The 23992-nt window shown below is 47.4% G+C and carries 27 protein-coding genes; 9 read left to right on the forward strand and 18 right to left on the reverse strand.

Annotated elements, in window-relative coordinates:
- Positions 1-2: 2 nt before the first annotated feature.
- The 11 genes from rpsQ to BGO59_RS03340 all read right to left on the reverse strand — a co-directional run bounded on the left by rpsQ (position 3) and on the right by BGO59_RS03340 (position 6512).
- A complete protein-coding gene (rpsQ, locus tag BGO59_RS03290) occupies positions 3-368 on the reverse strand; it encodes a 30S ribosomal protein S17 (RefSeq protein WP_293680486.1) in 366 nt (121 codons plus the stop codon).
- A 12-nt stretch (positions 369-380) separates the two neighbouring features.
- Complete coding sequence (gene rpmC / locus BGO59_RS03295) at positions 381-575, reverse strand: 50S ribosomal protein L29 (protein WP_293680489.1); 195 nt, start codon at positions 573-575, stop codon at positions 381-383.
- 20 nt (positions 576-595) lie between these two features.
- Positions 596-1027 carry a 50S ribosomal protein L16 gene (gene rplP / locus BGO59_RS03300; RefSeq protein ID WP_020600948.1) on the reverse strand — a complete coding sequence of 144 codons (432 nt, stop codon included), beginning with the start codon at positions 1025-1027 and terminating at the stop codon, positions 596-598.
- 105 nt (positions 1028-1132) lie between these two features.
- Complete coding sequence (rpsC, locus tag BGO59_RS03305) at positions 1133-1984, reverse strand: 30S ribosomal protein S3 (protein ID WP_080054055.1); 852 nt, start codon at positions 1982-1984, stop codon at positions 1133-1135.
- A 6-nt stretch (positions 1985-1990) separates the two neighbouring features.
- Positions 1991-2383 carry a 50S ribosomal protein L22 gene (gene rplV, locus BGO59_RS03310; protein WP_026262624.1) on the reverse strand — a complete coding sequence of 131 codons (393 nt, stop codon included), beginning with the start codon at positions 2381-2383 and terminating at the stop codon, positions 1991-1993.
- Between the two features lie 66 nt (positions 2384-2449).
- Positions 2450-2728, reverse strand: a complete 279-nt coding sequence (rpsS, locus tag BGO59_RS03315) for a 30S ribosomal protein S19 (protein WP_020600951.1) — start codon at positions 2726-2728, stop codon at positions 2450-2452.
- Between the two features lie 9 nt (positions 2729-2737).
- On the reverse strand, positions 2738-3562 hold the full coding sequence (gene rplB, locus BGO59_RS03320; protein WP_293680499.1) for a 50S ribosomal protein L2: 825 nt from the start codon (positions 3560-3562) through the stop codon (positions 2738-2740).
- A gap of 30 nt (positions 3563-3592) precedes the next feature.
- Positions 3593-3880: a 50S ribosomal protein L23 gene (rplW, locus tag BGO59_RS03325; RefSeq protein WP_293680502.1), complete on the reverse strand. Its 288-nt coding sequence runs from the start codon at positions 3878-3880 to the stop codon at positions 3593-3595.
- A gap of 2 nt (positions 3881-3882) precedes the next feature.
- Entirely contained in the window at positions 3883-4512 is a 630-nt protein-coding gene (gene rplD, locus BGO59_RS03330) for a 50S ribosomal protein L4 (RefSeq protein WP_080054058.1), read from the reverse strand.
- Positions 4513-4515: 3 nt separating this feature from the next.
- A complete protein-coding gene (gene rplC / locus BGO59_RS03335; protein ID WP_293680508.1) occupies positions 4516-5136 on the reverse strand; it encodes a 50S ribosomal protein L3 in 621 nt (206 codons plus the stop codon).
- A 317-nt stretch (positions 5137-5453) separates the two neighbouring features.
- A complete protein-coding gene (locus BGO59_RS03340) occupies positions 5454-6512 on the reverse strand; it encodes a dienelactone hydrolase family protein (RefSeq protein ID WP_293680511.1) in 1059 nt (352 codons plus the stop codon).
- Positions 6513-6814: 302 nt separating this feature from the next.
- On the opposite strand from BGO59_RS03340, the gene purE reads away from it, so the two are divergent.
- The gene (gene purE, locus BGO59_RS03345) at positions 6815-7303 is read left to right on the forward strand and encodes a 5-(carboxyamino)imidazole ribonucleotide mutase (RefSeq protein ID WP_293680514.1); all 489 of its coding nucleotides are present in this window, start codon (positions 6815-6817) and stop codon (positions 7301-7303) included.
- 48 nt (positions 7304-7351) lie between these two features.
- Complete coding sequence (locus BGO59_RS03350) at positions 7352-8149, forward strand: LysM peptidoglycan-binding domain-containing protein (RefSeq protein ID WP_293680517.1); 798 nt, start codon at positions 7352-7354, stop codon at positions 8147-8149.
- Between the two features lie 94 nt (positions 8150-8243).
- On the opposite strand, the gene BGO59_RS03355 is transcribed toward BGO59_RS03350, so the two are convergent.
- A complete protein-coding gene (locus tag BGO59_RS03355; protein WP_293680520.1) occupies positions 8244-9101 on the reverse strand; it encodes a DUF481 domain-containing protein in 858 nt (285 codons plus the stop codon).
- A gap of 101 nt (positions 9102-9202) precedes the next feature.
- On the opposite strand from BGO59_RS03355, the gene BGO59_RS03360 reads away from it, so the two are divergent.
- From BGO59_RS03360 to BGO59_RS03370, 3 genes are all read left to right on the forward strand, one after another.
- Entirely contained in the window at positions 9203-10168 is a 966-nt protein-coding gene (locus tag BGO59_RS03360; protein ID WP_293681140.1) for a Gfo/Idh/MocA family oxidoreductase, read from the forward strand.
- A gap of 107 nt (positions 10169-10275) precedes the next feature.
- Complete coding sequence (locus BGO59_RS03365) at positions 10276-11457, forward strand: AIR synthase related protein (protein ID WP_293680523.1); 1182 nt, start codon at positions 10276-10278, stop codon at positions 11455-11457.
- A gap of 56 nt (positions 11458-11513) precedes the next feature.
- A complete protein-coding gene (locus BGO59_RS03370) occupies positions 11514-12614 on the forward strand; it encodes a T9SS type A sorting domain-containing protein (protein WP_293680526.1) in 1101 nt (366 codons plus the stop codon).
- Between the two features lie 46 nt (positions 12615-12660).
- Here the strand turns inward: BGO59_RS03370 and BGO59_RS03375 are convergent, their stop codons facing one another.
- From BGO59_RS03375 to BGO59_RS03385, 3 genes are all read right to left on the reverse strand, one after another.
- Complete coding sequence (locus BGO59_RS03375) at positions 12661-15729, reverse strand: efflux RND transporter permease subunit (protein ID WP_293681143.1); 3069 nt, start codon at positions 15727-15729, stop codon at positions 12661-12663.
- Positions 15730-15828: 99 nt separating this feature from the next.
- Positions 15829-16239, reverse strand: a complete 411-nt coding sequence (locus BGO59_RS03380) for a four helix bundle protein (RefSeq protein ID WP_293680529.1) — start codon at positions 16237-16239, stop codon at positions 15829-15831.
- Between the two features lie 40 nt (positions 16240-16279).
- Positions 16280-17347, reverse strand: a complete 1068-nt coding sequence (locus BGO59_RS03385) for an efflux RND transporter periplasmic adaptor subunit (RefSeq protein ID WP_293680532.1) — start codon at positions 17345-17347, stop codon at positions 16280-16282.
- Between the two features lie 67 nt (positions 17348-17414).
- Here BGO59_RS03385 and BGO59_RS03390 point away from each other — a divergent pair, with 67 nt between their 5' ends.
- Positions 17415-17669: a DUF433 domain-containing protein gene (locus BGO59_RS03390; RefSeq protein ID WP_293680535.1), complete on the forward strand. Its 255-nt coding sequence runs from the start codon at positions 17415-17417 to the stop codon at positions 17667-17669.
- Positions 17626-17952 (forward strand): DUF5615 family PIN-like protein, encoded by a 327-nt coding sequence (locus tag BGO59_RS03395; protein ID WP_293680538.1) that lies wholly within the window; start codon positions 17626-17628, stop codon positions 17950-17952. Before BGO59_RS03390 ends, BGO59_RS03395 begins: the two co-directional genes overlap by 44 nt.
- A gap of 90 nt (positions 17953-18042) precedes the next feature.
- Here BGO59_RS03395 and BGO59_RS03400 read toward each other — a convergent pair whose 3' ends face one another.
- From BGO59_RS03400 to BGO59_RS03410, 3 genes are all read right to left on the reverse strand, one after another.
- A complete protein-coding gene (locus BGO59_RS03400; protein ID WP_293680541.1) occupies positions 18043-19425 on the reverse strand; it encodes a TolC family protein in 1383 nt (460 codons plus the stop codon).
- A 49-nt stretch (positions 19426-19474) separates the two neighbouring features.
- Positions 19475-20092: a TetR/AcrR family transcriptional regulator gene (locus tag BGO59_RS03405; protein WP_293680544.1), complete on the reverse strand. Its 618-nt coding sequence runs from the start codon at positions 20090-20092 to the stop codon at positions 19475-19477.
- A gap of 152 nt (positions 20093-20244) precedes the next feature.
- Positions 20245-22398 (reverse strand): ATP-binding protein, encoded by a 2154-nt coding sequence (locus tag BGO59_RS03410; RefSeq protein ID WP_293680547.1) that lies wholly within the window; start codon positions 22396-22398, stop codon positions 20245-20247.
- 197 nt (positions 22399-22595) lie between these two features.
- On the opposite strand from BGO59_RS03410, the gene BGO59_RS03415 reads away from it, so the two are divergent.
- The gene (locus BGO59_RS03415; RefSeq protein ID WP_293681146.1) at positions 22596-23180 is read left to right on the forward strand and encodes a thioredoxin family protein; all 585 of its coding nucleotides are present in this window, start codon (positions 22596-22598) and stop codon (positions 23178-23180) included.
- A gap of 118 nt (positions 23181-23298) precedes the next feature.
- On the forward strand, positions 23299-23844 hold the full coding sequence (locus BGO59_RS03420) for a hypothetical protein (protein ID WP_293680550.1): 546 nt from the start codon (positions 23299-23301) through the stop codon (positions 23842-23844).
- Positions 23845-23992 lie beyond the last annotated feature (148 nt).

The raw sequence follows: 23992 nt of genomic DNA on the forward strand, positions 1-23992 counted from the left end.
GCTTACTTCGCCTTCTCGATGATTTCGACTAATCTCCAACGCTTATTTTTGCTCAATGGGCGGGTTTCCATAACGCGAACGATATCGCCGATTCCACACGCATTGTTCTCATCATGAACCGTCAGTTTCTTCGTTTTATTCTGAAACTTGTGGTACAAAGGGTGTTTCACCTTGCGGTCGATCGCAACAGTGATGGTTTTCTGCATCTTGTTGCTGGTCACCCGTCCGATACGCTCTTTCCGAGCGTTGCGCTCCGAAGCCGAACCAGCTTCGCTCGCTGCTGGAGCGGCTGCTGTTGGCTGTTCTGTTATAGCTGCCGCTGGCGTAGTTACTTCTTCCTGCGGTGCTGGTGCTTGTTGCTCTTCCATCGTCGTGTCTTATTAGGCTTGCCGCGATTTAGCTGTCAGTTCCGTGTTCAGGCGAGCAATCCGTTTACGGCTCTCGCGGATACGCATTGGATTCTCGACAGGAGATACAGCATGCGCAAACTTCAATTTCAGCAGTCGGTCCTGTTCAGCACCAATCTCGGTACGAAGCTGCTCAACCGACAATCCTTTTAAATCTTCTTTTTTCATTTTGTTCGTCGCTTGGGGTATTATTCAGCGGTTTGCTCCTGATAATCGCGCCGAACCACAAATTTGGTCCGAACGGGCAGCTTTTGAGCGGCCAGACGCAGGGCTTCCATACCCGTTGCCAGATCGACACCCGTCGCTTCGAACATAATCGTGCCGGGTTTTACAACGGCTACCCAGTATTCGGGAGCACCTTTACCTTTACCCATCCGTACTTCGGCTGGCTTCTTGGTAATTGGCTTATCGGGGAAAATACGAATCCAAACCTGGCCTTCGCGTTTCATCGCCCGCGTTACGGAGATACGAGCCGCTTCAATCTGGCGAGCCGTAATACGACCTGGTTCCAGCGATTTGATAGCGAACGTACCGAAGGAAATCTCATGACCGCGTGATGCGATACCAGGAATCCGTCCTTTATGTTGTTTGCGGAATTTTGTTCTTTTTGGCTGTAACATCTTTCTGAAGAAGTTTACAGTTTTCGGTCTTCGGTTTTCGGTTTTTACGTTAGCCGATCGTACATCAGCCCACCGTAAACTGTAAACCGTAAACTAAAAACTCGTTTATCGTTTCTGTCCTCCACGGCCACCACGGTCATTACCTCCGCGGCCACCACGACCACCCCGATCGTTATTATCGCGATCACCACGGTTGCGGCCACCACGACCACCCCGATCGTTACCATCACGGTCACCACGAGGGCCACGGCGATCTCCGCGATCGTTAGAAGAGGCAGAACGCTCACCGGCTTGTGCCTGGCTCATCATGGCTGCTGGCGACAGATCACGCTTACCGTAGACTTCGCCTTTGAAAATCCACACTTTGATGCCGATTTTACCGTATACCGTCTGGGCTTCAGAGATCGCGTAGTCGATGTCGGCACGGAGCGTATGAAGAGGTACACGACCTTCTTTGTATTGCTCAGAACGGGCAATTTCAGCACCACCTAAACGACCAGACACTTTCACTTTGATACCTTGAGCACCAACGCGAAGCGCCGACTGGATGGCTTGCTTCATGGCACGACGGAACGAAATACGAGCCTGTAACTGTTGAGCGATGGCTTCACCAACCAGTTTGGCATCAATTTCTGGCCGTTTGATCTCGAAGATATTGATCTGGACATCTTTGCCCGTAATCTTCTTCAATTCTTCTTTGATCTTATCGACTTCTCCGCCCCCTTTACCAATCACAATACCCGGACGGGCTGTGTGGATTGTGAGCGTTACACGCTTCAGCGTACGTTCGATAACTACCCGAGCAATGGCTCCTTTCGGAATACGGGCGGCTACGTATTTCCGGATTTTTTCGTCTTCAACGAGTTTATCCGAAAACTCTTTTCCACCGTACCAGCTCGATTCCCAGCCCCGAACAATACCAAGTCGCAGGCCAACTGGATTTATTTTTTGTCCCATTTCTTCTTATTGTTCGTTTTCAGGGGTTTCTGCTTCTGCCGATTGCAACAGGGATTGAGCTGCGCTATCAACTACGATTGTAATGTGGTTCGAGCGCTTCCGAATCCGGTGGCCACGGCCTTGAGGAGCTGGGCGAAGGCGCTTCAGCATAGGACCGCCATCAACAAAAACCGTTTTCACGTACAGATCAGCGTCTTCAATCCGCTCATCTTCATTTTTCTGCTGCCAGTTGGCAACGGCCGACAAAAGCACTTTCTGCAATACGGCGGCACCAGCCTGTGGCTGATATTTTAATAGACCCAACGCCCGGCTAACGCGCTGACCACGAATCAGGTCGGCTATTAACCGCATCTTACGGGGTGACGTGGGCACATCTCTAAGTCTTGCTACTGCTTCCATGTTTTTTTATGGCTCGGAGCGAGGTGCTTGGGGTTTCTATTGCCCTGCACCGGGCTCCCTGCTAGTTTATCGTTTGCCCTTGTCTTTCTTTGCGGTGTGCCCCCGGAAATTGCGGGTTGGTGAAAACTCGCCAAGCTTGTGACCTACCATGTTTTCCGTTACGTAAACCGGGATAAACTTGTTACCGTTGTGAACGGCGAAGGTGTGGCCTACGAAATCTGGCGAAATCATCGAGCGACGCGACCAGGTTTTGATGACCGATTTCTTGCCCGATTCATTCTGTGCCTGTACTTTATTATCCAGGCGGAAATCAATATATGGGCCTTTTTTAAGTGAACGTGCCATTGTTATCTGTTACTTTTTGCGTCGGCTAATAATCATGCTTTCAGATGCCTTGTTGCGGTTACGGGTCTTCTGACCTTTCGCAAACTGGCCGTTGCGTGAACGTGGGTGTCCACCGGAAGCCCGGCCTTCACCACCACCCATTGGGTGATCGACGGGGTTCATAACCACAGCCCGAACGCGTGGACGACGACCTAACCAACGGTTCCGGCCCGCTTTACCCGTTACGACGTTCATGTGATCTGGGTTAGATACCGAACCAACAGTTGCCATACCAGCGCTTAGTACACGGCGGGTTTCACCCGATGGCAGACGCAGAATTGCATACTTATCTTCACGACCTACCAATTGTGCGTAGGTACCCGCCGAGCGGGCCATCGATCCACCTTTACCAGGTGTCAGTTCGATGTTGTGGACGATCGTACCAAGTGGCATTTCAGATAGCGGCAGTGCATTCCCTACATCAGGAGTAGAGCCAGTGCCCGACGTGATTTTCTGACCAACAGTGATTCCCTGAGGGGCGATAATGTAGCGCTTCTCACCATCGGCATATTGTACCAGCGAGATGCGGGCCGAACGGTTTGGATCGTATTCTACAGTCAAAACTTCGGCTGATTGGCCGACTTTGTCGCGCTTGAAGTCAATAATACGGTAATGCCGTTTATGACCGCCACCTATGTAGCGCATAGTGCGGTGACCTTCGTTGTTCCGGCCACCGGTTTTTCTGAGGGGCTCCAGCAGGCTTTTTTCCGGCTTGGAGGTGGTGATTTCCGCAAAATCGGGTGCCACGCGAAAACGTGTACTCGGTGTTACGGGTCTTAGTTTTTTAACTCCCATGACTGATTAAGTGATAGAGCAAGGCTCGGTTTACAGGTCAGCGTAAATGTCAATTACTTCGCCCTCTGCAACCGTTACGATTGCTTTTTTCGTTGTAGGGGTTTTACCCGATACAATGCGTCCGTTGATGTTTTTGCTGCGACGCTTTCCGAAAGTCCGGATGGTGTTGACAGCCTCAACGTTAACGCCATACATTTTCTCGATGGCTTTGCCGATTTCGAGTTTGTTGGCTTTCAGATCAACCTCAAAAGCATACTTCCCCTGCTTGTTAAGGCCCGTCATTTTTTCAGTGACGATTGGTCGTTTCAGTACGCTCATGATTATTTCTCAAACAAGGTTTGGATGGTTGACAGCGCTTCTTCACTGATGAGCAGTTGATCGGCATTCATCAGATCGTACGTATTTACCTGTGCAGCGGTCGTTACTTTCGCCTTTTGAACATTCCGGCTCGACAAAACTACATTCGTATTTACGTCTGGCAGAATCAGGAGCGTTTTGCGGCCAGATACGTTCAGATCATTCAGGAACTGAATGTAATCTTTGGTGCGGGGAGCCTCCAGAGAGATGCTGTCAATCACTGAAATGCTGTTCGCCCGAGCTTTAACGGCATAAGCCGACTGGCGAGCCAGCGATTTTACTTTTTTGTTCAGCTTAAAGCTATAGTCACGGGGACGTGGACCGAAAACGGTACCACCACCCACGAAAACAGGTGATTTGGCGCTACCTGCACGGGCTCCGCCTGTACCTTTTTGTTTCTTCAGCTTACGGGTTGAACGGGCAACTTCAGCACGTTCTTTTGCTTTGTGGGTTCCCTGACGCTGGTTGGCCAGGTACTGTTTCACGTCGAGGTAAATCGCGTGTTGGTTCGGCTCAATACCGAAGATCTCTTCCGAAAGGGTGACCTTTTTGCCTGTGTCTTCGCCCTTGCTGTTATATACGATTACTTCCATGGCCTACTTCTCGATAATAACGTATGAATTTTTAGCTCCGGGAACTGAACCGCTGATAACAATCAGATTTTGCTCAGGCAGAATACGCAGAACACGCAGGTTTTGCACCGTTACGCGGTTGCCGCCCATACGGCCGGCCATACGAAGACCTTTGAACACGCGCGATGGGAACGAACAGGCACCAATCGAACCTGGGTGACGACCCCGGTTGTGCTGACCGTGCGTTTGACCGCCCACACCACCGAATCCGTGACGTTTCACAACGCCCTGGAAACCACGACCTTTTGCTGTTCCAACTACATCAACGAAGTCAGATTCAGTAAAGACATCGGCTACCGTAAGTGTATCGCCCAGATTCAGCTCCTGAGTGAATTCTTTAAATTCAACCAGTTTGCGCTTAGGCGTGGTACCCGCTTTTTTGAAGTGGCCCAACTCCGGCTTGTTGCTGTGCTTTTCTTTCTTTTCGCCATAACCAAGCTGCACAGCTTTGTAGCCATCTTTTTCGATGCTACGAACTTGTGTTACAACACAGGGACCCGTTTCAATGACTGTACATGCCAGAGCCTGCCCGTCCGCATTGTACACACTGGTCATCCCGATTTTCTTGCCAATTAAACCAGACATTTGTGTTTGTTTAAAGTAAGCAGGTAAAATTTAGATACGCTTTTCCAACTCGGACCTTCCGAATCGGGCCGCAAAATTAGAGAAATAATCAGACGAATCCTATATCTGCCTAAAAATCAGCCCCAGAAACAACAAAAAAGGTCGGGCGCACTGCACCTGACCTTTCACGGGCATACAAAAACTTGGCTAGCAAGGCTTGTTTGCCCAAAAGTCAGGTATGGTTTCCGCAGTACGGACCTTCACCCTCGTATGTTGTTGATTTGTGTATTCGAGTTTGGGAGTGCAAAATTAGTAAATAGTTATGAGAAATAGAAAATTTATTTTAAAGAAGTTTTGATAGCTTTTTGATCGAGCCATTCCATCCAATCTTTGGCCACGGCCTCGCCATTATATTCTTTATCAATAATTTGTCCGGTTGAATCGCGTTTGAGTTTAAAAAACTGATGATCGTGGTCGTGGTAAGCTTTCAGGGTAAGGTTTGTTTTGCCCTTCTCAATAAATTCCAACGGCAGGTAGTCAAGTCCTGGAGCTATTTCTTTGTCGGCCGTACCATAAGCAATATATAAAGGAACACTGATGCGTAACAGGTTATCCAGGTTGCGGATCGAAAATGATTTCCAGGCCCGGTATGTATCGCCGGGTGAATTGGTCAGGGCGGTGGGGTGTTTCTGGATGTCGGCCCACCAGGCGTATAGGGATTCAATCTGTTTTTGGCCTTCTTCAGGGCTTATCTCTCCTTTATCAATCTGTTGGCGTGTTGAATAAATTGGATTTTCGAACCGTCGGCCACTATGACCCGAAAACAGGATAGTATGGGTTATATGCCGATTGTAATTCGCAACCAGATCCGCTCCAACTGTAAACCCTTCTGAGCCGCCACAGAATACTACTTTGTGTGTATCGACCCAAGGTTGTTTGATGAGGTAATTGATGACCCGGTTACACTGGGCTACGTATCGTTCGCGGTAGTTATTCTCGATATATTTCTGACTGATAAACTCGGGTGTAACATTTCCTGTACGCATTGCTTTCTGGTAGTTGTCCAGAAATTGCTGTGTAGCCACCAGACGAACACCTGGTTTTTGCACCATAACAAAATGGTACGAGTCTTTATATGTCCGAAAATGAAACGAAGAAGCTATAATATAGTACTTGCCACTATCCTGGACAATGAGCGGCATGGGTTGAGAACCCTGTCGGAATAAGAATAGTGGCTTTTTAACCTTTAGATCTTCCTTCGTGCCAAAAACGATAAATGTTGTGGTGTCTTTGCCATCGGGCAAATGGAATACCTGACATAGATCGTCAAGCCGGTTCGTCTGTGCGTAGGTTTGGCTAATCGACCATAGGGAGAAAAAAAATAACCATCGCTTCATAATACCTGATTTTAAGTCTGACAAAGCAGTGCATTTTTCTAACTAGGCAGTAAGCTTTTAACATTTATTGCGAATTTTTAACAAATGCCTTTGTTTGGTCGCTACGCAACCTGGGGGATTTTAACGTTGTTTAGTTTGCTATAAACCTTTCGTCGCTATGCGACTATACCTTGGATTGAAGGGTGATTAACCATTTATGGCTATGGCTTTCGATTCCATAGCCAAATAAAAATTAGCGATAACGGTGCGTGATTGTCCGGTAATCTGCGTTATTTCGCAGAGAGTCAAGTTAGTTCATCTGAATGGTAGGTATTATAATGGGTAGCCTTTCGGACCGCAAGGTGATGCAGGAGGCTGCCGACATCCTGAATGAGTTGGGAGTATCGTGGGAAATGGATATTGTTTCGGCCCATCGGACGCCCGAAAAAATGGTCGAGTATGCAAAGACGGCCCGTAATCGGGGAATTAAGGTAATTATTGCTGGTGCAGGCGGGGCCGCTCACCTACCCGGAATGGTTGCGTCGCTGACTACGTTACCCGTCATCGGCGTTCCTGTCAAATCAAGTAATTCCATCGATGGTTGGGATTCGGTCTTGTCTATCCTACAAATGCCCGGCGGTGTACCTGTGGCAACTATGGCACTCGATGGCGCCCGTAATGCCGGGATTCTGGCGGCTCAGATCGTCGGGACGTTTGACGATACCGTTGCCGAAAAATTAAGTCAGTTTAAAGAAGGTCTGAAGGAAAAGGTCGCCCAGATGAGTTCTGACTTAGCCAATAGTGCGAAATGAGTTGAATCTGCTACTTTACGTTATTCACTACCTGTAATTAAGTAAACCATGGCAACGGAAAGCCAACAATCCAATCCACGTCCAGCCGCAAACTCCAATTTGCCAGCCATCACGCTTGTCGTGCTGGTAGGGCTGATTGCTGCTTTGCTATACATCGGTTACGACTATATTACAGACGACACGAACGGTTCGGATGAACTGACGAACGTAGCCCTCGATACCACGTCGCAGCAACCACTGGCGCAGAACGACCCCGACATGCTGATGTCGCCTGAAGAGGTAGATACATCATCGCAGCCGGCACCAGTCGACTTATCACAGGCAACACCCCCTGACGATGCCCCCGAAGCGAATGCCAATGCGGAGGAGGTCGCGGAAGATAACCGGGAAACAACGGATGGAAAACCAGCACCTGGAGATAAGCCGGAAGCCGTAAAGCCTGCTGAAAAACCTAAAGTGGAGAAGCCTGTCGAGAAGCCGAAGGAGGAGAAACCTAAAGCGGAAGAGGTAATCGAAAAGCCAAAGATCAAGCCAGGCGGGGTAACGAGTACGTATACAGTAGGTTCAGGTGAAACGTTTTATGGGGTCGCCAATCGGTACAATATGAAAATCAGCACGCTGAAAGAAATGAATCCGGGCGTGTCGGAAAGTGATGTCAAAGCAGGGATTACTAAACTGAATGTGAAAGTGATGGCCGTTCACACCGTTGGGCCGGGCGATGTACTACGTGTTGTCGCTGAAAAGTATGGGGTTAGCAAAGAGGCTATCATGCGAGCTAATAAACGCACAAAAGATATAGCAACCCGTGGTGAAAAACTGATTATTCCATTCCCCGATAAACAGTAAAACAGTGATAGGAGTGAGAAGTGAGGAGTGAGAATGGCTGACGCAAGAAAAAAAACATGCGTCAGCCATTCTCACTCCTCACTTCTCACTCCTATCACTGTTTTTCATACACCAATCCCATCGTAAAGCGGAAATCGTTGTTCTGCCGACCCGGTACAACCAGGCTTTCATAGGCGTTGGCAACCGTCGAACGCAGACTGATCACTTTTGTGAATTGAAATTGAACACTCACGCTGGCGTTCCACCGAACGTTATATTGCCCCAAAGCGGGCTGATAATAGGCTGTATGGGTTACTTTAAAACGGTCGTTATCAAACGAATACTCACCAAACAGCCGGGTTGAATTTCGGAAGATGTTTATGTCAGCCAGCTCGATAAAATCCGTATACTCCTGCATAAGCACATCGGTAATCGAAATATATGCCCGCTTTCGGTTCAGAAGTTTATAACCCATCCCGGCGGCCACTGTCCAACGGTGGTTGATTTGCCTCAAATTGCTTCGTTCGTAGGATCCAAAGGCAAGATAATATAGCCGCTTTTCATGCCGAAACGTTGTACGAAAATCGCCAAACCATTCTCGTTCTGCCAGGATGCCGCTTTGCTGACCATATACAAATGAGGGGTTGCTCGACAGCTTGAAGTAATTACTAAGCTGATAATCGAAGGAGCCGGTCAGTTGAAGTAAAGTCCGATTGACGTTACCTGCGGTAATGGTACCATCGGCAGTCAGTCGATACCGGAAGATCGGATCGGGCGGCTTTACTACGGTATCCTGGTGTACTGTGGCTGCGTTGGTTGTCGTTGAGTCAGTACTGGTAGCGTTCGTTTTGGTTGAATCAGCGGTAGGCATTGAAGGTCGTAATGGGTCAGGTTGTTCAACGATCTGACCTATTGCGGGCGAACAGACGCACAGAAAACCGATAAAAAAGAGCCATAACGGGGTGTATTTCACAGAAAGAGGTATTGGTGAGGTCGCAACTTAGAAAAAAAGAGCTTATTTGGCAGGTGTCAAACGACTCAATTTATCCTATAGCCCAATTAACTGACCGTACCATGACCCGCTGGGGGATTTTAGGGCCGGGCCGTATTGCCCACAAATTTGCACAGGATTTACTTACAGTGCCTGATGCCCAACTCTATGCCGTTGCCTCCTCCGACCGGCAACGGGCGGCTGAATTTGCTGAAGCTTATTCTATCCCACATGCTTTTGGCTCATACGAAGAGCTGCTAACACTGCCAGATCTAGACGTAGTTTATGTGGCCACGCCCCATGTCAAACATCATGAAAATGTAATGATGCTGCTGAATGGGGGTATAGCTGTATTGGGCGAGAAACCTTTCGCAATGAATGGCGAACAGGTTGGGGGAATGGTTGAAGCGGCCCGTTCGAAAGGTGTATTTCTGATGGAAGCGCTTTGGAGCCGCTTTATGCCTGGTATTGTGTTTGCATTGGATCTGGTTAAATCGGGGGCCATAGGGAAAGTCGTTTCGGTAAAAGCTGATTTTGGCTTTAAAGCTCCATTTTTACCCGAAAAACGCTTGTTCAATAAAGCGCTTGGTGGCGGTTCTCTGCTCGATATCGGTATTTACCCCTTGTTTTTGTCATATCTAATTTTAGGGAAGCCAACTACTGTTAAGGCATCGGCAACGTTCAGTTCCACAGGTGTTGACGAACAATGTGGTATGGTGCTGACCTATGCCGACGGACAGGTGGCTTTACTGGATAGCTGCCTGCTGGCGGCTACGGATTGTCTGGGGATCATCCAAGGTGAAACGGGACAGATTCGGATTCACAGTCGATTCCATGAAACAAAAGGCATTACCCTGAATCGGGAAGATGGCACATCAGAAACATTCGCTTTCGAGCGGGATACTCACGGGTACGATTATGAAGCCAAACACGTGATGAGCTGCCTGGCTGAAGGGAAAAAGGAAAGCCCACTCTGGTCGCTCGACGATAGCCTAAACCTCATGCAACTACTGGATGCGGTTCGAGCCGAAGCAGGAATTGTCTATTAAAGAATACAGTAAAATGGATAATGAACACTGAATGATGAAGAACGACTGGTAGAACGTACTTACCTTTGTCCTGTATTCATCGTTCATTATCCATTATTCATTGTTGAATGGACCGCTATGCACAGCGCGGGGTATCCGCCAGTAAAGAAGACGTTCATAACGCGATTGCCCAGCTCGATAAGGGCCTTTTCCCAAAAGCGTTTTGTAAAATCGTACCCGACACACTTGCGGGTGATCCGGCCTTTTGTACCATTATGCATGCGGATGGGGCGGGCACAAAATCGTCACTGGCTTATCTGTACTGGCGTGAAACGGGCGATCTGAATGTCTGGAAAGGCATTGCTCAGGATGCCGTGGTGATGAATACCGACGACCTTATTTGTGTAGGTGCTACTGGTCCCATGCTCCTTTCTTCGACCATTGGGCGGAATAAAAACCTGATACCGGGTGAAGTCATCGCCGAAATCATAAACGGTACCGAAGAAGTGCTTCAGATGCTACGTGAGCATGGTATCGAGATTTACAGTACGGGGGGCGAAACGGCCGATGTGGGTGATCTGGTTCGTACGGTTATTGTGGACAGTACGGTTATTGCCCGCATGCGACGCGATCAGGTCATCAGCAACGACCGCATTCAGGCGGGCGATGTCATTGTTGGACTAGCTTCGTTTGGGCAGGCAACCTACGAAACGAGTTATAATGGAGGCATGGGCAGTAATGGCCTGACTTCCGCCCGACATGATGTGTTGGCCCATTACCTGGCCGATAAATATGCTGAGAGTTTCGATCCGGCCGTTGATCGCAACCTGATTTATAGCGGCTCCAAAAAACTGACGGACACTATTGACATCGCTACTACTGATTCGCAGATAGTACACCCCACCGTTGGGCAACTAATTCTTTCGCCCACCCGTACCTATGCCCCCGTAGCCAAAGTCCTGCTGGATGAGCTTCGGCAGCAGATTCACGGTATGGTTCACTGTTCGGGAGGAGCCCAGACGAAGGTGCTTCACTTTGTCGATAACCTGCATATCATCAAGGACAATCTATTTCCTATTCCTCCTTTGTTTCAATTGATCCAAAGCGAAAGTGGAACAGCCTGGCAGGAAATGTATAAGGTGTTCAACATGGGGCATCGGCTGGAGGTTTATTTGCCGGAAGAATACGCCCAGCGTGTCATTGAGATTGCGCAATCGTTTGGTATTGATGCGCAGCTAATCGGGCATGTAGAATCCTACGAAGGCAAGCGAGTGACCATTAAGAGCGAAGTCGGTGAATTTGTGTACTAAGTGACTTATTCCTGTTTTGCGGTCAAATAGGCGAATTCGCTAAATAGTCCGCATACATGGGAAAACAATATACGGTTGCTGTGTTGCTGGGGTTGCTTATTGGGCAAATGGCAATGGCTCAAACGGCCCCGTTTACAGGTGCATGGAGTTTTGAAGGAAATGATAACGGAAGCTCGTCAAATCCATTGATAGCTGTTTCGTCAGTCAGCTATACGGGCGTCAATAAGATAGCGATTAATCCCTACACCAGCGGCTATGTGAACTTGGGTGTCAACATACAGAACTGGTCCACATCATTATGTAATCAAACCGAGTATGTTCAATTTTCGGTGCAGCCTCAGGGAACCGCTCACGTCACTCTAGCATCCCTTTCATTTGCCTTTTCTCGCTCTGCTCAGGGTCCTCAACAGATCTATGTTCGATCAAGTGCCGATGGGTTTGCTAGTGATATTTACACCAATACAACCTCTACGTCTTATCAAACGGCTTCAATTACGCTCAATGGTGCGAACTTTATCAATCAATCGTCGGCTATTACCTTTCGCATTTATGCTTGTCAGCCAGCTGCTGGTGGAGGTACACTCAAGTTGGATGAAATTCAGATAAATGGTTCATCGTTGCCCGTTACGCTACTTTCATTCACGGCCAAGTCCGATGGCGACCGGGTTCAACTGGCCTGGGCAACTACCTCTGAGTATAATGCCGATACGTTTGTTGTGGAACGAAGCAGCGATTTGGGTGAGTATAAACTAATTGGGCAAGTAGCGGCCAAAGGGACTACGAGCGAGCGACAGAGTTACAGCCTGATTGATAGCGATCCACTCCCCGGAATCAACTACTATCGGTTAAAGCAAGTTGATTTCGACGGGACGATTCATGTCTATAAGCCAATATCAGCCATTATTCAGGTGAGTGAACCCGTTATTTCGGTGTTCCCTAATCCTGCTAATCCCGACCGTATTCATCTGCGCTTGTGGAACGCCGACGGAGCTACCGTACGCCTGGTGACTCGTACTGGACAAGCTATTGCCGGTCGATTGGAATACCAATCTGGTGAGGCCGATTTTATTGTCGAGCGGCCGCTATCAGCAGGGTTGTACTGGCTCGACATACAGACGAATAGTCAACGGAAAGTGATTCAGGTGATGGTGCGCTAGCGATAAGCAACTCCCCGAAAGTTTTGAATTTTCGGGGAGTTGACGATTATACTAACTCAGGCTCGGCTTCAACTGCTTTAACCTCAACTCGTGGCGGTAGCAATTTGTACAATACAGGCGTTACTACACGAGAAAGTAAGGTGCTGGAAATGAGCCCGCCGATAAGTACCCAGGCTAGTGGCGAATACAGCGGATTTCCTTCGATAGCGAGTGGTATTAAGCCGCCAATGGCAGTCAGTGAGGTTAAGACAATCGGCACAAATCGAATTTCGCCTGCTTCCTGAATCGCATCTATGAGCGACATGCCTTCTTCGCGTAGATGGTTGGTGAAATCGACCAGCAGAATCGAGTTTTTGACTTCGATACCGATTAAGGCGATCAGGCCGATAACCGCTACAAACGAGAACGGATTGCCGGTAAAATACAGCGCCAGCACCGCTCCAATAACGCCTAATGGAATCACCGACAAGACAATCAGTGTACTCTTGAAGGTGCCGAACTCTAATACCAGTACGGCAATAAATCCGAAGATAGTTATCAGGATAATTGTGCCTAACCCACCGAACGATTTCTCCCGGCTTTCGAGTTCGCCTGCCGCTTTGTAGGTAAAGCCACTGGGAAACTTCATCTTGTCCAGTTTTGCCAGCACATCGTTGAAGACATTATCGACCAGATAGCCCGTTTTTACAAAACCCGTAATGGTTACGTAGCGGTCTTTGTCGTAGTGACGAATCTGGTTCATGCTACTCTCAAACTCCAGATCGGCAATTTGGCGAAGGGGTACGGCTGATCCCGTTAGTGTGTTGACGTACAGATCGCTCAAAACGCGTTGATCGGCCACTTTGCCTTTGGGGAGCGTCACATTAATAGTATAATCGTCGCCGTTGGGTTCCTTAAATGTACCTACATTCAGACCAGCAATGGACAGCCGGATCGTACGGTTAACATCGGCAATCGAAATCCCTAATAAACCGGCTTTTTCTTTGTTGATACGTACGCGTAAATCCGTTTTCTGATTGGAAAGAGGGTTATTGACGTAAATCAGGCCGGGGGTTTGTTTGAAAGCCGCTTCTACGCGTGATACCATTACTTTTAGCGTATCGAGGTTTTCTCCAAATACACGGACAGCAACGGGCGCTTCCTGGTCGGGGCCTTGCTCGAAATCCTTTACTTCAATCTTGGCATTGGGGTAATATTTAAACCGCTCACGTAGCTTATCGATCAATACACGCTTTTCGGCTGGCTCAAGATCGACCAGCTGAACATAAAACTGAGCGTAATTAGGCGATTCATTACGCTGAATAACGTTATAATAAATCCGGGGCTGACCACGGCCTACATTCGTTGTGATATACTTGACCTCTGGTTCGCGTTTCAATTCACCTTCTACGTAGCGAGCGACCCGGTCGGTTTCTGACAGGCTAGTGCCATCGGACGTTTCAATATTGATCAGAAACTGAGGCTTTTCCGAAGCGGGAAACAGGGCAAATCCAACCATCTTGAACATGGATAAGGCCCCGGTAAATAACACACCCGCAACCAGCAACGTAACGACCGGATGGCGTAAACCCCAGTGCAACAAACGACTATACGACCCGCTGATGAGTTTTTTCAGTGCCCGCATAAAGATGTTACCTTCGGGGTTATGTTCTTCTTTCAAAATCCGGCTCGATAGAAAGGGAACAATAGTCAGCGAAACAAACAGCGATGCCAGAATGGTAGTGACAACGGCCATCGGCAGCGAACGAATGAAATCGCCGGAGGCTTCGGGCAGGAAAAGAAGCGGTAGAAATGCCAGAATCAGCGTTGTTGTACAGCCAATTACGGCCAGGGTAATCTGACTGGTGGCTTTAATAGCGGCTTCGCGTTTGGAATAGCCCTCACGGAGATAACGTTCAATATTTTCGACGACGACGATTGAATCATCGACCAGGATGCCCAAAGCCACAATAAGCCCAACAATGCTTAACTGGTTGATACTAAAGCCTAATAGGTCGAGGCCAGCCAGCCCAATTGCCAATGACAGTGGAATCGAAATCATGACCACTATGGCTGCCCGGAATCCCAGCGGCAATAAGGTAAGTGATACCAGTAGAATAGCCAGTCCAAAATCCTGTACGAAATGATCGAGCCGTTTGTTGACACTGACCGTCTGGTCGAAGTTTTTAACAAGTGTGATATGGGGAGGTAGCGTCTTTGCAAATCGGTCAATAACTGGGTTTAATAGTTGACCTACTTTGGCAATATTTTCCCCCGTTTTTTGTCCAGCCGTTACCAATACCGCCCGATGGCCATTGAGTCGGGTAAGGTAGGTTTCGTCTTCGTAATTAAAATCAACATCGGCAACATCGCGCAGGTAAATGATTTTCTGCCCATTGGTCGATACAATCGTATTTCTAATTTCGTCGAGCGACTGATAATCACCTGATGTTTTAACGTTGAATTTTCGCGTTCCAGCCTGAATATTTCCACCCGGAATATTTAAGTTCTCGGCCTGCAAGGCACCCAGTACGCGGTTGACGGCTATGCCGTTTTGGGCCATTTTCTCGATATTGAGCGATACCCGGACAACCGATGCCGGATAACCCCAATCTTCAGCGTTTTTGAGGCTTTTGATTTTTTCAAATTCCTTTTTCAGCTTGTCGGCATAGTCGCCCAGTTCTTTTGTAGAAGCCACTTCCGATAAAAGTGCGACCTGGACAATATTGACATCGGTGGGCGAAAATTTCTTGATGTCGATTCGGTAGATGTCGGAAGGAAGTTCGCTCTTAAGTGCATTTACTTCCCGAATTATTTCCTGGTATTTTTCGTCAGGATCAACGCCGTAATCATATTCAATCCGAAATACGGCTAAGCCATCGTCTACGTTGGTAATAACGTGACCCATATCTTCCAGCGAATTAAAACGTGCTTCGCCTGGGTCCACGACTAGTTTCTCCATATCGAGGGCGTCGGTACCTGGATAAATGACCGCTACAATGTAGGTGGGGGCCGTAAATTCAGGGTCTTCGCCCCGAGGCATGTTCAGTAGTGAGTTAATGCCGAGTGCAGCTACGCCTAGAAACAGCACTAGCATAAACTGCCAGTTTTTGACGGAAAATTGAGACAGCATAATGTATAATGATTAATGGAAAATGAATAATGGTCTTGCAGATTGAAAGCTAATTCGTGAGGATATCGATATAGCTCATGGTTATACCGTCTGCACTAGCCATTACAAATTCTCTTTAGTTGTTTTTAAAATTGAGATCAGCAAACGCATTAATTCATTATTATCTGCATTCAAAGATGAAAACATGGCTTCGTCTATATAATCAGTAGCTTCCAATAAGCGGAGCCAGTATCTGGTTTCTTTAGCTTCCTTAAGTGAAATTCCAAGCTTTGAGGCAAATTCTTTTTTAGTATAAGCGACATCTGCTTCTTCTGCATTGGCCCCAATTGCTGTACCACTTCTTAGAATTTGCTTAGCTAGAGGAGCGATATCAATGTGTTTGCTAAGAAGCCATTTATGAAGCCTAATAATTCGAATAGCAAAAGCGAATGATTTTTCAAGAATTGCATTTGGCTTGGATTCATAAGCTACTCCCGGCTCAAAAACCCAGAATTCACTATTTTGCTCTTCCATGAAATTCAGAATTTATTATCCATTCTGCATTATTCATTTTTCATTCTTTCACCACCACATTTGATTCTTCGGTTAGGTAGGCTGAGCCAGCCGTGACCACATCCTTCACTCCGGCCAATCCATTAGTGAGTAGTACCTTATCCCCGTCCAGAAAGCCAATCTGGACGGGTGTCTTTCGGACGTGCAGCGGTCCGGCACCCCGGTTGTCATCGGCCAGCACATATACGAACCCCTCCTTTCCGTTACCTTCTACAATGGCTTCGACGGGAACAAGTGCATAGCTGCGGTTCTGGGCAGGTACAAGCGTTACTTTGCCAAATAGACCCGGAGCCAGTTTTGCACCACCCGCGTTGATGCTGATCTTAACTTCATACAACTTGTTAACTGGATCGGCAGCCTGGGCCAGTTCACTCACGGTGCCTGTAAACGTTCGATCTGGGTAGGCGTCGAGTTTGATGCTGGCTTTGTTTCCGATCCGAAGTCGTGCCCAATCTTTATCGGATACACCCACGCGCACAACCCAGTCACCGGGTCGGTTCGATGAAATCAGATAAATGGGAGCGCCTGGAGCGGTTATCTCTCCTGTATTAGCGATTTTACGGGTAACAGTTCCATCGACCGTTGAGCGGATTTGGGCATAATTCTGGTTGAACTGCGCAATGGTCAGATTTTGCTTTGCTACGCTCTGGCCAGTTGTGGCATTCTGAAGCTGCTCAAGCGTGGCGGCTGTGTCGGCATACAGGCTTTTTACCCGGCTCAGATCACGTTCTGCTTTTTCGGTAGCCAGTTGGGCTTGATTGACCTGGGCATTGATTTCAGTCAGATCGAGGGTCGCCAGTAATTGACCTTTACGGACAGTTTGTCCTTCATCCACGTACATACGATTGATAATACCGCCGATTTTGAACGATAACCGGGCTTCCTGGTCAGAAGAGACCAATCCTGAAGCAATAACAGGTTCAGCGCGGACCACAGTACTTACGGGAGAGAGTTTGATAGGAACGACTGTTTCGTCGGTTTTTTCGGCTTGTTTGTTTTCGGCTTTCGTACCACACGCCCATAGCGCAATGGCGAGTAGGATTGATAGGAGAATTTGGGAGAATTTCATATGCTTTCTTATTTACCAGGACACTTTTGCTAAGTTGTATTTGTTTACAGTTGTAATGCGCTCAGCTATGAACCAACTCATCACCATACACCCGGATATCCAGAGTGGAACACCTGTGTTTTTCAATACACGGGTTCCAGTCAAGAACTTGTTCGATTATGTGAAGGGAGGACATACAATTGCTGAGTTTATTGATGATTTCCCTTCGGTGAGGTTTGAGCAGGCTTTAGCAGTGCTGGATTTGGCCGAATCGACCGTAACACTTAACGCACCTGTCCGTGTTCAAACTTCTTCTCGACGAAAACCTGCCCAAAAAACTTAAGTACCGTTTTGGTGAAGGTTTTGATGTAAAAACCGTTCCTGAGTTGGGCTGGCAATCGCTTCAGAATAGTGAACTACTCCGAGCGATGAGCCAGGAAGAACTTGAATTCCTGATTACAGCCGATAAAAACTTGAGCTATCAACAAAACTATCGCAAGTGGAACGTAAAACTGATTGTGCTAAATACGGTTGACAATCGGTACAAAAGCGTTCTTCCATTTGTCGATAAAATCAAGGAACTTTTCAAGCAGAACACGATTCAAGACTATAACTGGATCGACTAGTAAGTAGACTTGGTCAACCCGAAGGTTTGGCCGAAAGTACAGCAGGGGGTAATGCGTTCATAAGCGAGGCCATTTTTAGAATTGAGTTGGTCAATTACTGACGGCTACCGCCCGGTCGAGGGCAGCGCGTTTGACAAGGACGTCCATACGAGCCAGCGAGTGTTGTAGCTGGGCCGTTTGGCGATCATTCTGGTAGCGGATGTACTCAATCAATAGCGATTGGCCGTTGCGGTATTTACTGTCGATAACCCGGAACGTCTGATCGGCATTGAGCACACCACTTTGCGTAGCTGTCAGGCTTTCAGTAGCCGCATTCAGGTCGTAATAGGCTTGTAAGACCTGCAACTGGATTTGTCGCTGCACTTCGGCGAGTTTAGTTTGTAGCGCGTCGGTCTGAATTTTAGCCTGCTGAATCTTCGAGCGTTTTTCGTAGCCCTTAAACAAATCCCATTGCAAGCCAACCTGCGCCACTAGATACGCCTGATTCTGAAAGGTGTAGCCAAATCCCTGAAAGCCCGTATTGCCACCGACATATACATTCGGAATTTTAGCATTGGCCTCATTGAGCTTTACCGCCGTTCGGGCAGCATCCAGCGATCCATTCAATTGAATCAGTTCTTGCCGACCACGGAGGGCCGTTTGTTGTAAGTCAGCCAAATTTTCCTTCGACTCAGGCAGGATTTTTGTAAGCGATGAATCGACATCGATTACCGCGTTCAACTCCCGGTTCAGCAGGAAGTTGAAATAGGCTTTGGCCGTTTCGCGATTTTTTTGCGCTACGGCTAGTTGCTGATCGACTTTACTGATTTCGTAGCGAGCTGAGGTTAACACTTCTTTTGTGGCTACATTATTGGCAATCAGTTTCTCATTCAGGCGGGCCAGTTCAGTCAGAACTTTGTTTGAGTTCTCGTAAATCCGAATAGCATCGAGCGTTTGCAGGTACTGATAGTAAGCCGTAGCGATATTATATCGAAGTTCATTCTCAACCACACGCTTACGAGCCTCCTGAGCTGAAAGCAGTTGTTTCTGAATGAGGTAGTTGTACTGAATATCCGTGTTGAAAATCGCGTAGCTGATCGTGAGCTTGGTATCGTGGAAATTATTGGGAGCCAATAACTGATTGACATTCTCAATATTGGTCGGGAATCGATCAGCGCCTATAATCTGGTTCAGCGTTTTATACGCCGGATTAAGCAGATCCCCTACCGGAAACTCCAGCCGTCGGCCACCAGCTGCCAGCGAATAAGTAGGATTGAACGCAACACGCGGATAAAAGAGAGAACGAGCCTGATGCAAAGACTCGGTGACACGGCTGATCTCCAGCGATTCCTGCCGAAGTCCCAGATTGTTAGCCACACCTTCCCGAATGTAGTTTTCCAGAATCGGTGATACGCTCGGTGGAGCAGGCTGCGCTGACATAGATAGGGGAAGCAGCAGAGTCAGATAGCGAATGTGTTTAAGTATGAGTATCATAATCGCCTATCAATTAATGAACAGTGTTTAGTATAATGTCAAAAAAATATCAAAGACCAGTTTCAAGCGTTTTGATGAACAGAAGGAAAGACTCCTCCATGAGGGGTATGACCCGATCGTCTCCAAACATACTTAACCGTCGACGCAGAAACAGGGCCACTATGCCATGTACCATACTCCAGATCATCAGACTTGCCTGCTCAGCATCGTTATGTTTAAGTAACCCCATATCGATACAGGCCTGCACCACATTTTGCAGTACTAAGAAAGCATGATGGCCATCTTCCCATACATCGTTCCGACAGTCCAGGGTGTCGATAGGAGCCGTCATAATGAACATCAAATCATACAATTCTGGATTGGCGACCGCAAATTTCAGGTACAGACGTCCCATTTCAACCAGTTTATCGAACGGGTTTTCGATCTGGGCAATCGGAGCAAACTCCTGAATAAGCTTTGTAAAAGCAGCCTGATGTAAAGCAAAGAACAGTTCGTTCTTGTCTTTATAGTAAAGGTAAATCGTGGCAGGGCTATATTCTATTTCATCGGCAATGTTGCGAATGCTTACCTTTTCGTAGCCGTTAGCCAGAAATAATTTCTGGGCAGCTTCTAAAATCAGCTTCCGCATTTCCTCCCGTTCCCGCTCCTTGCGCTCTACAATTCCCATTGCTTTGTTTTATTAACAATGCAAACTTACTGAACAGTGTTTAGCAAACAAACGATGATCAGATTTTTTTGATTTTGTTGATCAAACGGTCGATAAGTTGAACCAGAGAATCAGCGATTCCTAAGAACTACTACAGGCAATAGAAGTTACTGTTAGTCAGGTAACGTTATAATAAATTCCGTAAACACTCCGGACTCGGTCTCCACGCGTAATGCACCCCCATGACCTTTCGATACGATGTCGTAACTAAGTGATAAGCCAAGACCCGTTCCTTCGCCAGTAGGTTTAGTAGTAAAAAAAGGCTGAAAGATTTTATTCCGAACCTCATCAGGAATGCCAATGCCATTGTCTTTTATCCGAATGACCAGCTGTTCATGATCCTGAGCTGTTTGTACGGAAACGGTGGGGACGAAGCCAGCGGTAGATTTACTTTTTTCCTGAACCGCATAAAACGCATTATTAAACAGGTTGACTAGCACACGCCCAATGTCCTCTGGAACCAGTTTAATTGTTGGTAGATTGGGGGCGAAGTCAGTAACCAATTGGGCATTAAAGCCCTTGTCTTTCGCCCGGATACCATGATAGGCCAGCCGGAGGTATTCATCCACAAGACTGTTTAGGTCGGTTGGCTGTTTCTGTCCTGAGCTGGCCCGGCTGTGCTGAAGCATTCCACGAACAATGCTGGCGGCTCGTTTGCCATGATCACTGATTTTCTGAACATTTTGACTCAGATCGCTGAGTAAATCGGTTTCTAATCCCTCATCACGCTCATCGATAGGCTTTTCTCGCTCCTCGTTCAATTCCTCGACTAATTCGACCGATACTTCGGCAAAGTTGTTCACGAAGTTGAGTGGATTCTGAATTTCATGCGCAATGCCTGCCGTAAGTTCACCCAGCGAAGCCAGCTTTTCCCGCTGAACGAGTTGGTCCTGGGTAGTCTTTAATTCGTCAAGCGACCTATGGAGTTCGGCGGTTCGTTTCTGAACCTGTTCTTCGAGTAGTTCGTTCTGACGGGCCAGAATCTGTTGCTTTTCCTGCTCCTGTGCCAGCGTCCGGGCCGACAGTTGTTCAACTTCGCGCAGGTTGTCGCCCAAGGCTTTGTAGGTCCGGGTATAATCGCGCACCAGCGAAAGCGACAGCCCAACTGGAATACTGAACATAGCTACCGCGCTAAGCGCAATATCAATTGCCATCATGTATTCCATATTAAAATGGGTAGCACTTTCCAAAATACCAGCACTTACGGAGAACACGATAATCAGCAGAAAACAATATAAAGCCGTCTTAAGCGAGTTCCAGGGTAGTCTGGCGTCGGCATCCTTGCTTTTTCGGCCTTTCCAGCTAACCCGTATGTAGTCGATAATAACCAGAATGAATGGAATACCAACGAGTTCATCCTGCGGAGCCCCTACGAAAAGGCGGTACACCTGAGTAGCCGCTACCACAAAAACCACTGTGTAATAGATCCAGGTACGTCGTAAATGCAGATACTGATAAACAGCCGTGAGCAGTAAGACAAAACCCGCGTGAAGGCTTAAATCGCTGATCATATCGGTAATAGAAATATACGTAAGCGTACCGATGTAATTGTCCAGCTCAGGTGTAGCAAAAATCAACGTAAAAAAAAGCATGGTCCAGGCCAGGGTTCGGTTTATGGACTGGTTCCGATTGGCGCGATAGAACAAAAAGTGCAGGAGTGCCAGAATGGCAAAAACGCCCGTAAAACACCCATTGAGTATCGACGTCCAGTGCGCTTCGCTAACCAGTGTATTGCCAGCCTGGTCGGCGGGTAAAATATCAATTCTGATTAGGTCTACGTCAGTTGCTGGCTGAACAACCGGATCTTGCCGAATCTGGTAACGCACAGCCAGCATATGCCGGTTGGTATCGGCCAACTGAAGCGGGATGAACTGAACCAATCGCTGCGACTCTCCGGAATCGAAGCGAGGTGGTTTAAGTACTGCTAACAACCGCCCATCGAGGTAAATTTCGGAGGCACCGAATTGTTGGACGACTAGCTGAAATGCATGATTGCGGCTCTTCGGGCGAGCAGTAATGACCTGGCGAAACCATGCTTTGTTGCCCGGCCATATATCTTTACTAAGTTTAGTAGCATCAATATCAACTAAAACCTTCCACTGACGATCGTTGTATGCAGAATCAGCCCAGCGAAGATTATCGCCCGACTTAAAACGCCATTTCGATCGCTTTACGTCATCGTCACCACGCGTAATACGGATGCCTTGTCCGAAAGTTATGTTCGTGATCAGACACGCATAAATCAACCAAAGTAATCGCCGGTTCATTGGATTAGGAATGCCTATTCGTTTGTTTTGCTAAAGGTGGGCTATTTGGCCTGTCAATTGGTTAATAGGCCGCGCAATAGGATAAAGAAAAGTAAGCCAAAATCGGGAGTAAACTAATCTTTAGCGCTGATTTGTTATCTAAGTATAAAAAGCATACTCCATTGAAAACAGGTAAACAAATCGGTTTCTCGCTAGCTATACTATTCACGCTGGTCGCATCAGTGGTGGCTTATGCCCAACCGAAAGGGTATAATATTGGCGATGCCATAAGTGATTTTCGCTTAAAAAATATAGATGGCCGAACTATTTCACTGGCCGACTACCGTTCGCAAAAAGGGCTGATTGTTGTGTTTACCAGTAATCATTGCCCCTTTGCGAAAGCTTACGAAGATCGAATTATTGGTCTGGATCGAAAATTTGCTTCGCAAGGCTATCCTGTTCTGGCTATTATGCCCAATGATCCGACTGCGTATGATGAAGATTCGTTTGGCAATATGAAAGCACGTGCTCAGGAAAAAAGCTACGGATTTGCCTATGTGATCGACGAGACGCAGAACGTGGCCCACGCTTTTGGAGCCGCCCGTACTCCACAAGTGTATGTATTGAACCAGAAAAATGGCCAGTTTTTCCTGGAGTATGTAGGTACCATTGACGACAATCCGCAGGATAGTACGAGTGTGCAACGTCGATATGTCGATGAGGCTGTTAGTAGCCTGCTGGCAGGCAAGCCTGTACAATCGCCGATTACAAAGCCGATTGGCTGCGCAATTAACTGGAAGTAGACTAACCTTGTTGCAGATCGTTGTAAGCCCTTTCCTCTACCTCTCTCTGCTTGCTTTCCTCCTTTTCTGGCACATCGTTTGTCAAACTGGTTTGTGAAATCAAACTACACAAACTACTATGAAAAAGCCCGTATTGATTTTTACGCAAATCAGACATGTAGCAGGTACACTACTCCTTGTTGCCTCGTTGGCACTATTGCAAGCTTGCGGTTCCGACGGCAAAAAAGAATCCCGTACCGAAGATGCCTTGGAAAAAACAGGCGATGCGATTTCGGCTGATACTAAGGATGCTACTGAAGGAGCCAAAGAAGATTTGAAAGAAGCTGGCGACAAGGCTAAAGACAAATCGGAAGAGATAAGCGCTGATTTTAAGCGTGAACGGGATGAGGCTGTTGCCAAAATGGAAGTTCAGAAAGAAAAATTAGATGCCAAAATTGATGAATTAAAAGCGAAAGCCGACAAGCAAAGTGATAAGGCAAAGGCAGAGACTGAGCGGCAAAAAGCAAAGCTGGAAGAGGAGCGTAAAGAGCTTTCGGCAGACATCGATAATGCCAAAAATGCAACGGCTGACGCCTGGCAGGATGTAAAAAAGGGCTTTAAGCGGGCTGGACGCGATATTGGCGATGCCTTCGATAAAGCCGGAGAAAAACTCAAGAAAGATTAATCCAATAGAATAAAATTACATAAACGGTGCCAACTCACTCAAAAGTTGGCACCGTTTATGCTTTGTGGGGTGTAGAATCCGCTCCTCAGTTTTGAGGATAGTTATACAGTTACTACTTGTATTCCAGCGAGGAAAACTGTTATTTTGC

It is taken from the genome of Spirosoma sp. 48-14, assembly GCF_001898575.1.
In the GTDB taxonomy this organism is placed as follows: Bacteria; Bacteroidota; Bacteroidia; order Cytophagales; family Spirosomataceae; genus Spirosoma.

Coding starts and splice junctions, on each gene's coding strand:
- rplB (WP_293680499.1), bottom strand. CDS start 3,562: ATGGGAGTTAAAAAACTAAGACCCGTAACACCGAGTACACGTTTTCGC.
- rpsQ (WP_293680486.1), bottom strand. CDS start 368: ATGGAAGAGCAACAAGCACCAGCACCGCAGGAAGAAGTAACTACGCCA.
- BGO59_RS03405 (WP_293680544.1), bottom strand. CDS start 20,092: ATGGGAATTGTAGAGCGCAAGGAGCGGGAACGGGAGGAAATGCGGAAG.
- BGO59_RS03350 (WP_293680517.1), top strand. CDS start 7,352: ATGGCAACGGAAAGCCAACAATCCAATCCACGTCCAGCCGCAAACTCC.
- purE (WP_293680514.1), top strand. CDS start 6,815: ATGGTAGGTATTATAATGGGTAGCCTTTCGGACCGCAAGGTGATGCAG.
- rplC (WP_293680508.1), bottom strand. CDS start 5,136: ATGTCTGGTTTAATTGGCAAGAAAATCGGGATGACCAGTGTGTACAAT.
- rpsC (WP_080054055.1), bottom strand. CDS start 1,984: ATGGGACAAAAAATAAATCCAGTTGGCCTGCGACTTGGTATTGTTCGG.
- rplW (WP_293680502.1), bottom strand. CDS start 3,880: ATGAGCGTACTGAAACGACCAATCGTCACTGAAAAAATGACGGGCCTT.
- rpsS (WP_020600951.1), bottom strand. CDS start 2,728: ATGGCACGTTCACTTAAAAAAGGCCCATATATTGATTTCCGCCTGGAT.
- BGO59_RS03390 (WP_293680535.1), top strand. CDS start 17,415: ATGAACCAACTCATCACCATACACCCGGATATCCAGAGTGGAACACCT.
- rplP (WP_020600948.1), bottom strand. CDS start 1,027: ATGTTACAGCCAAAAAGAACAAAATTCCGCAAACAACATAAAGGACGG.
- BGO59_RS03360 (WP_293681140.1), top strand. CDS start 9,203: ATGACCCGCTGGGGGATTTTAGGGCCGGGCCGTATTGCCCACAAATTT.
- BGO59_RS03420 (WP_293680550.1), top strand. CDS start 23,299: ATGAAAAAGCCCGTATTGATTTTTACGCAAATCAGACATGTAGCAGGT.
- BGO59_RS03340 (WP_293680511.1), bottom strand. CDS start 6,512: ATGAAGCGATGGTTATTTTTTTTCTCCCTATGGTCGATTAGCCAAACC.
- BGO59_RS03365 (WP_293680523.1), top strand. CDS start 10,276: ATGGACCGCTATGCACAGCGCGGGGTATCCGCCAGTAAAGAAGACGTT.
- BGO59_RS03410 (WP_293680547.1), bottom strand. CDS start 22,398: ATGAACCGGCGATTACTTTGGTTGATTTATGCGTGTCTGATCACGAAC.
- rplD (WP_080054058.1), bottom strand. CDS start 4,512: ATGGAAGTAATCGTATATAACAGCAAGGGCGAAGACACAGGCAAAAAG.
- rplV (WP_026262624.1), bottom strand. CDS start 2,383: ATGGAAGCAGTAGCAAGACTTAGAGATGTGCCCACGTCACCCCGTAAG.
- BGO59_RS03370 (WP_293680526.1), top strand. CDS start 11,514: ATGGGAAAACAATATACGGTTGCTGTGTTGCTGGGGTTGCTTATTGGG.
- BGO59_RS03380 (WP_293680529.1), bottom strand. CDS start 16,239: ATGGAAGAGCAAAATAGTGAATTCTGGGTTTTTGAGCCGGGAGTAGCT.
- BGO59_RS03385 (WP_293680532.1), bottom strand. CDS start 17,347: ATGAAATTCTCCCAAATTCTCCTATCAATCCTACTCGCCATTGCGCTA.
- BGO59_RS03400 (WP_293680541.1), bottom strand. CDS start 19,425: ATGATACTCATACTTAAACACATTCGCTATCTGACTCTGCTGCTTCCC.
- rpmC (WP_293680489.1), bottom strand. CDS start 575: ATGAAAAAAGAAGATTTAAAAGGATTGTCGGTTGAGCAGCTTCGTACC.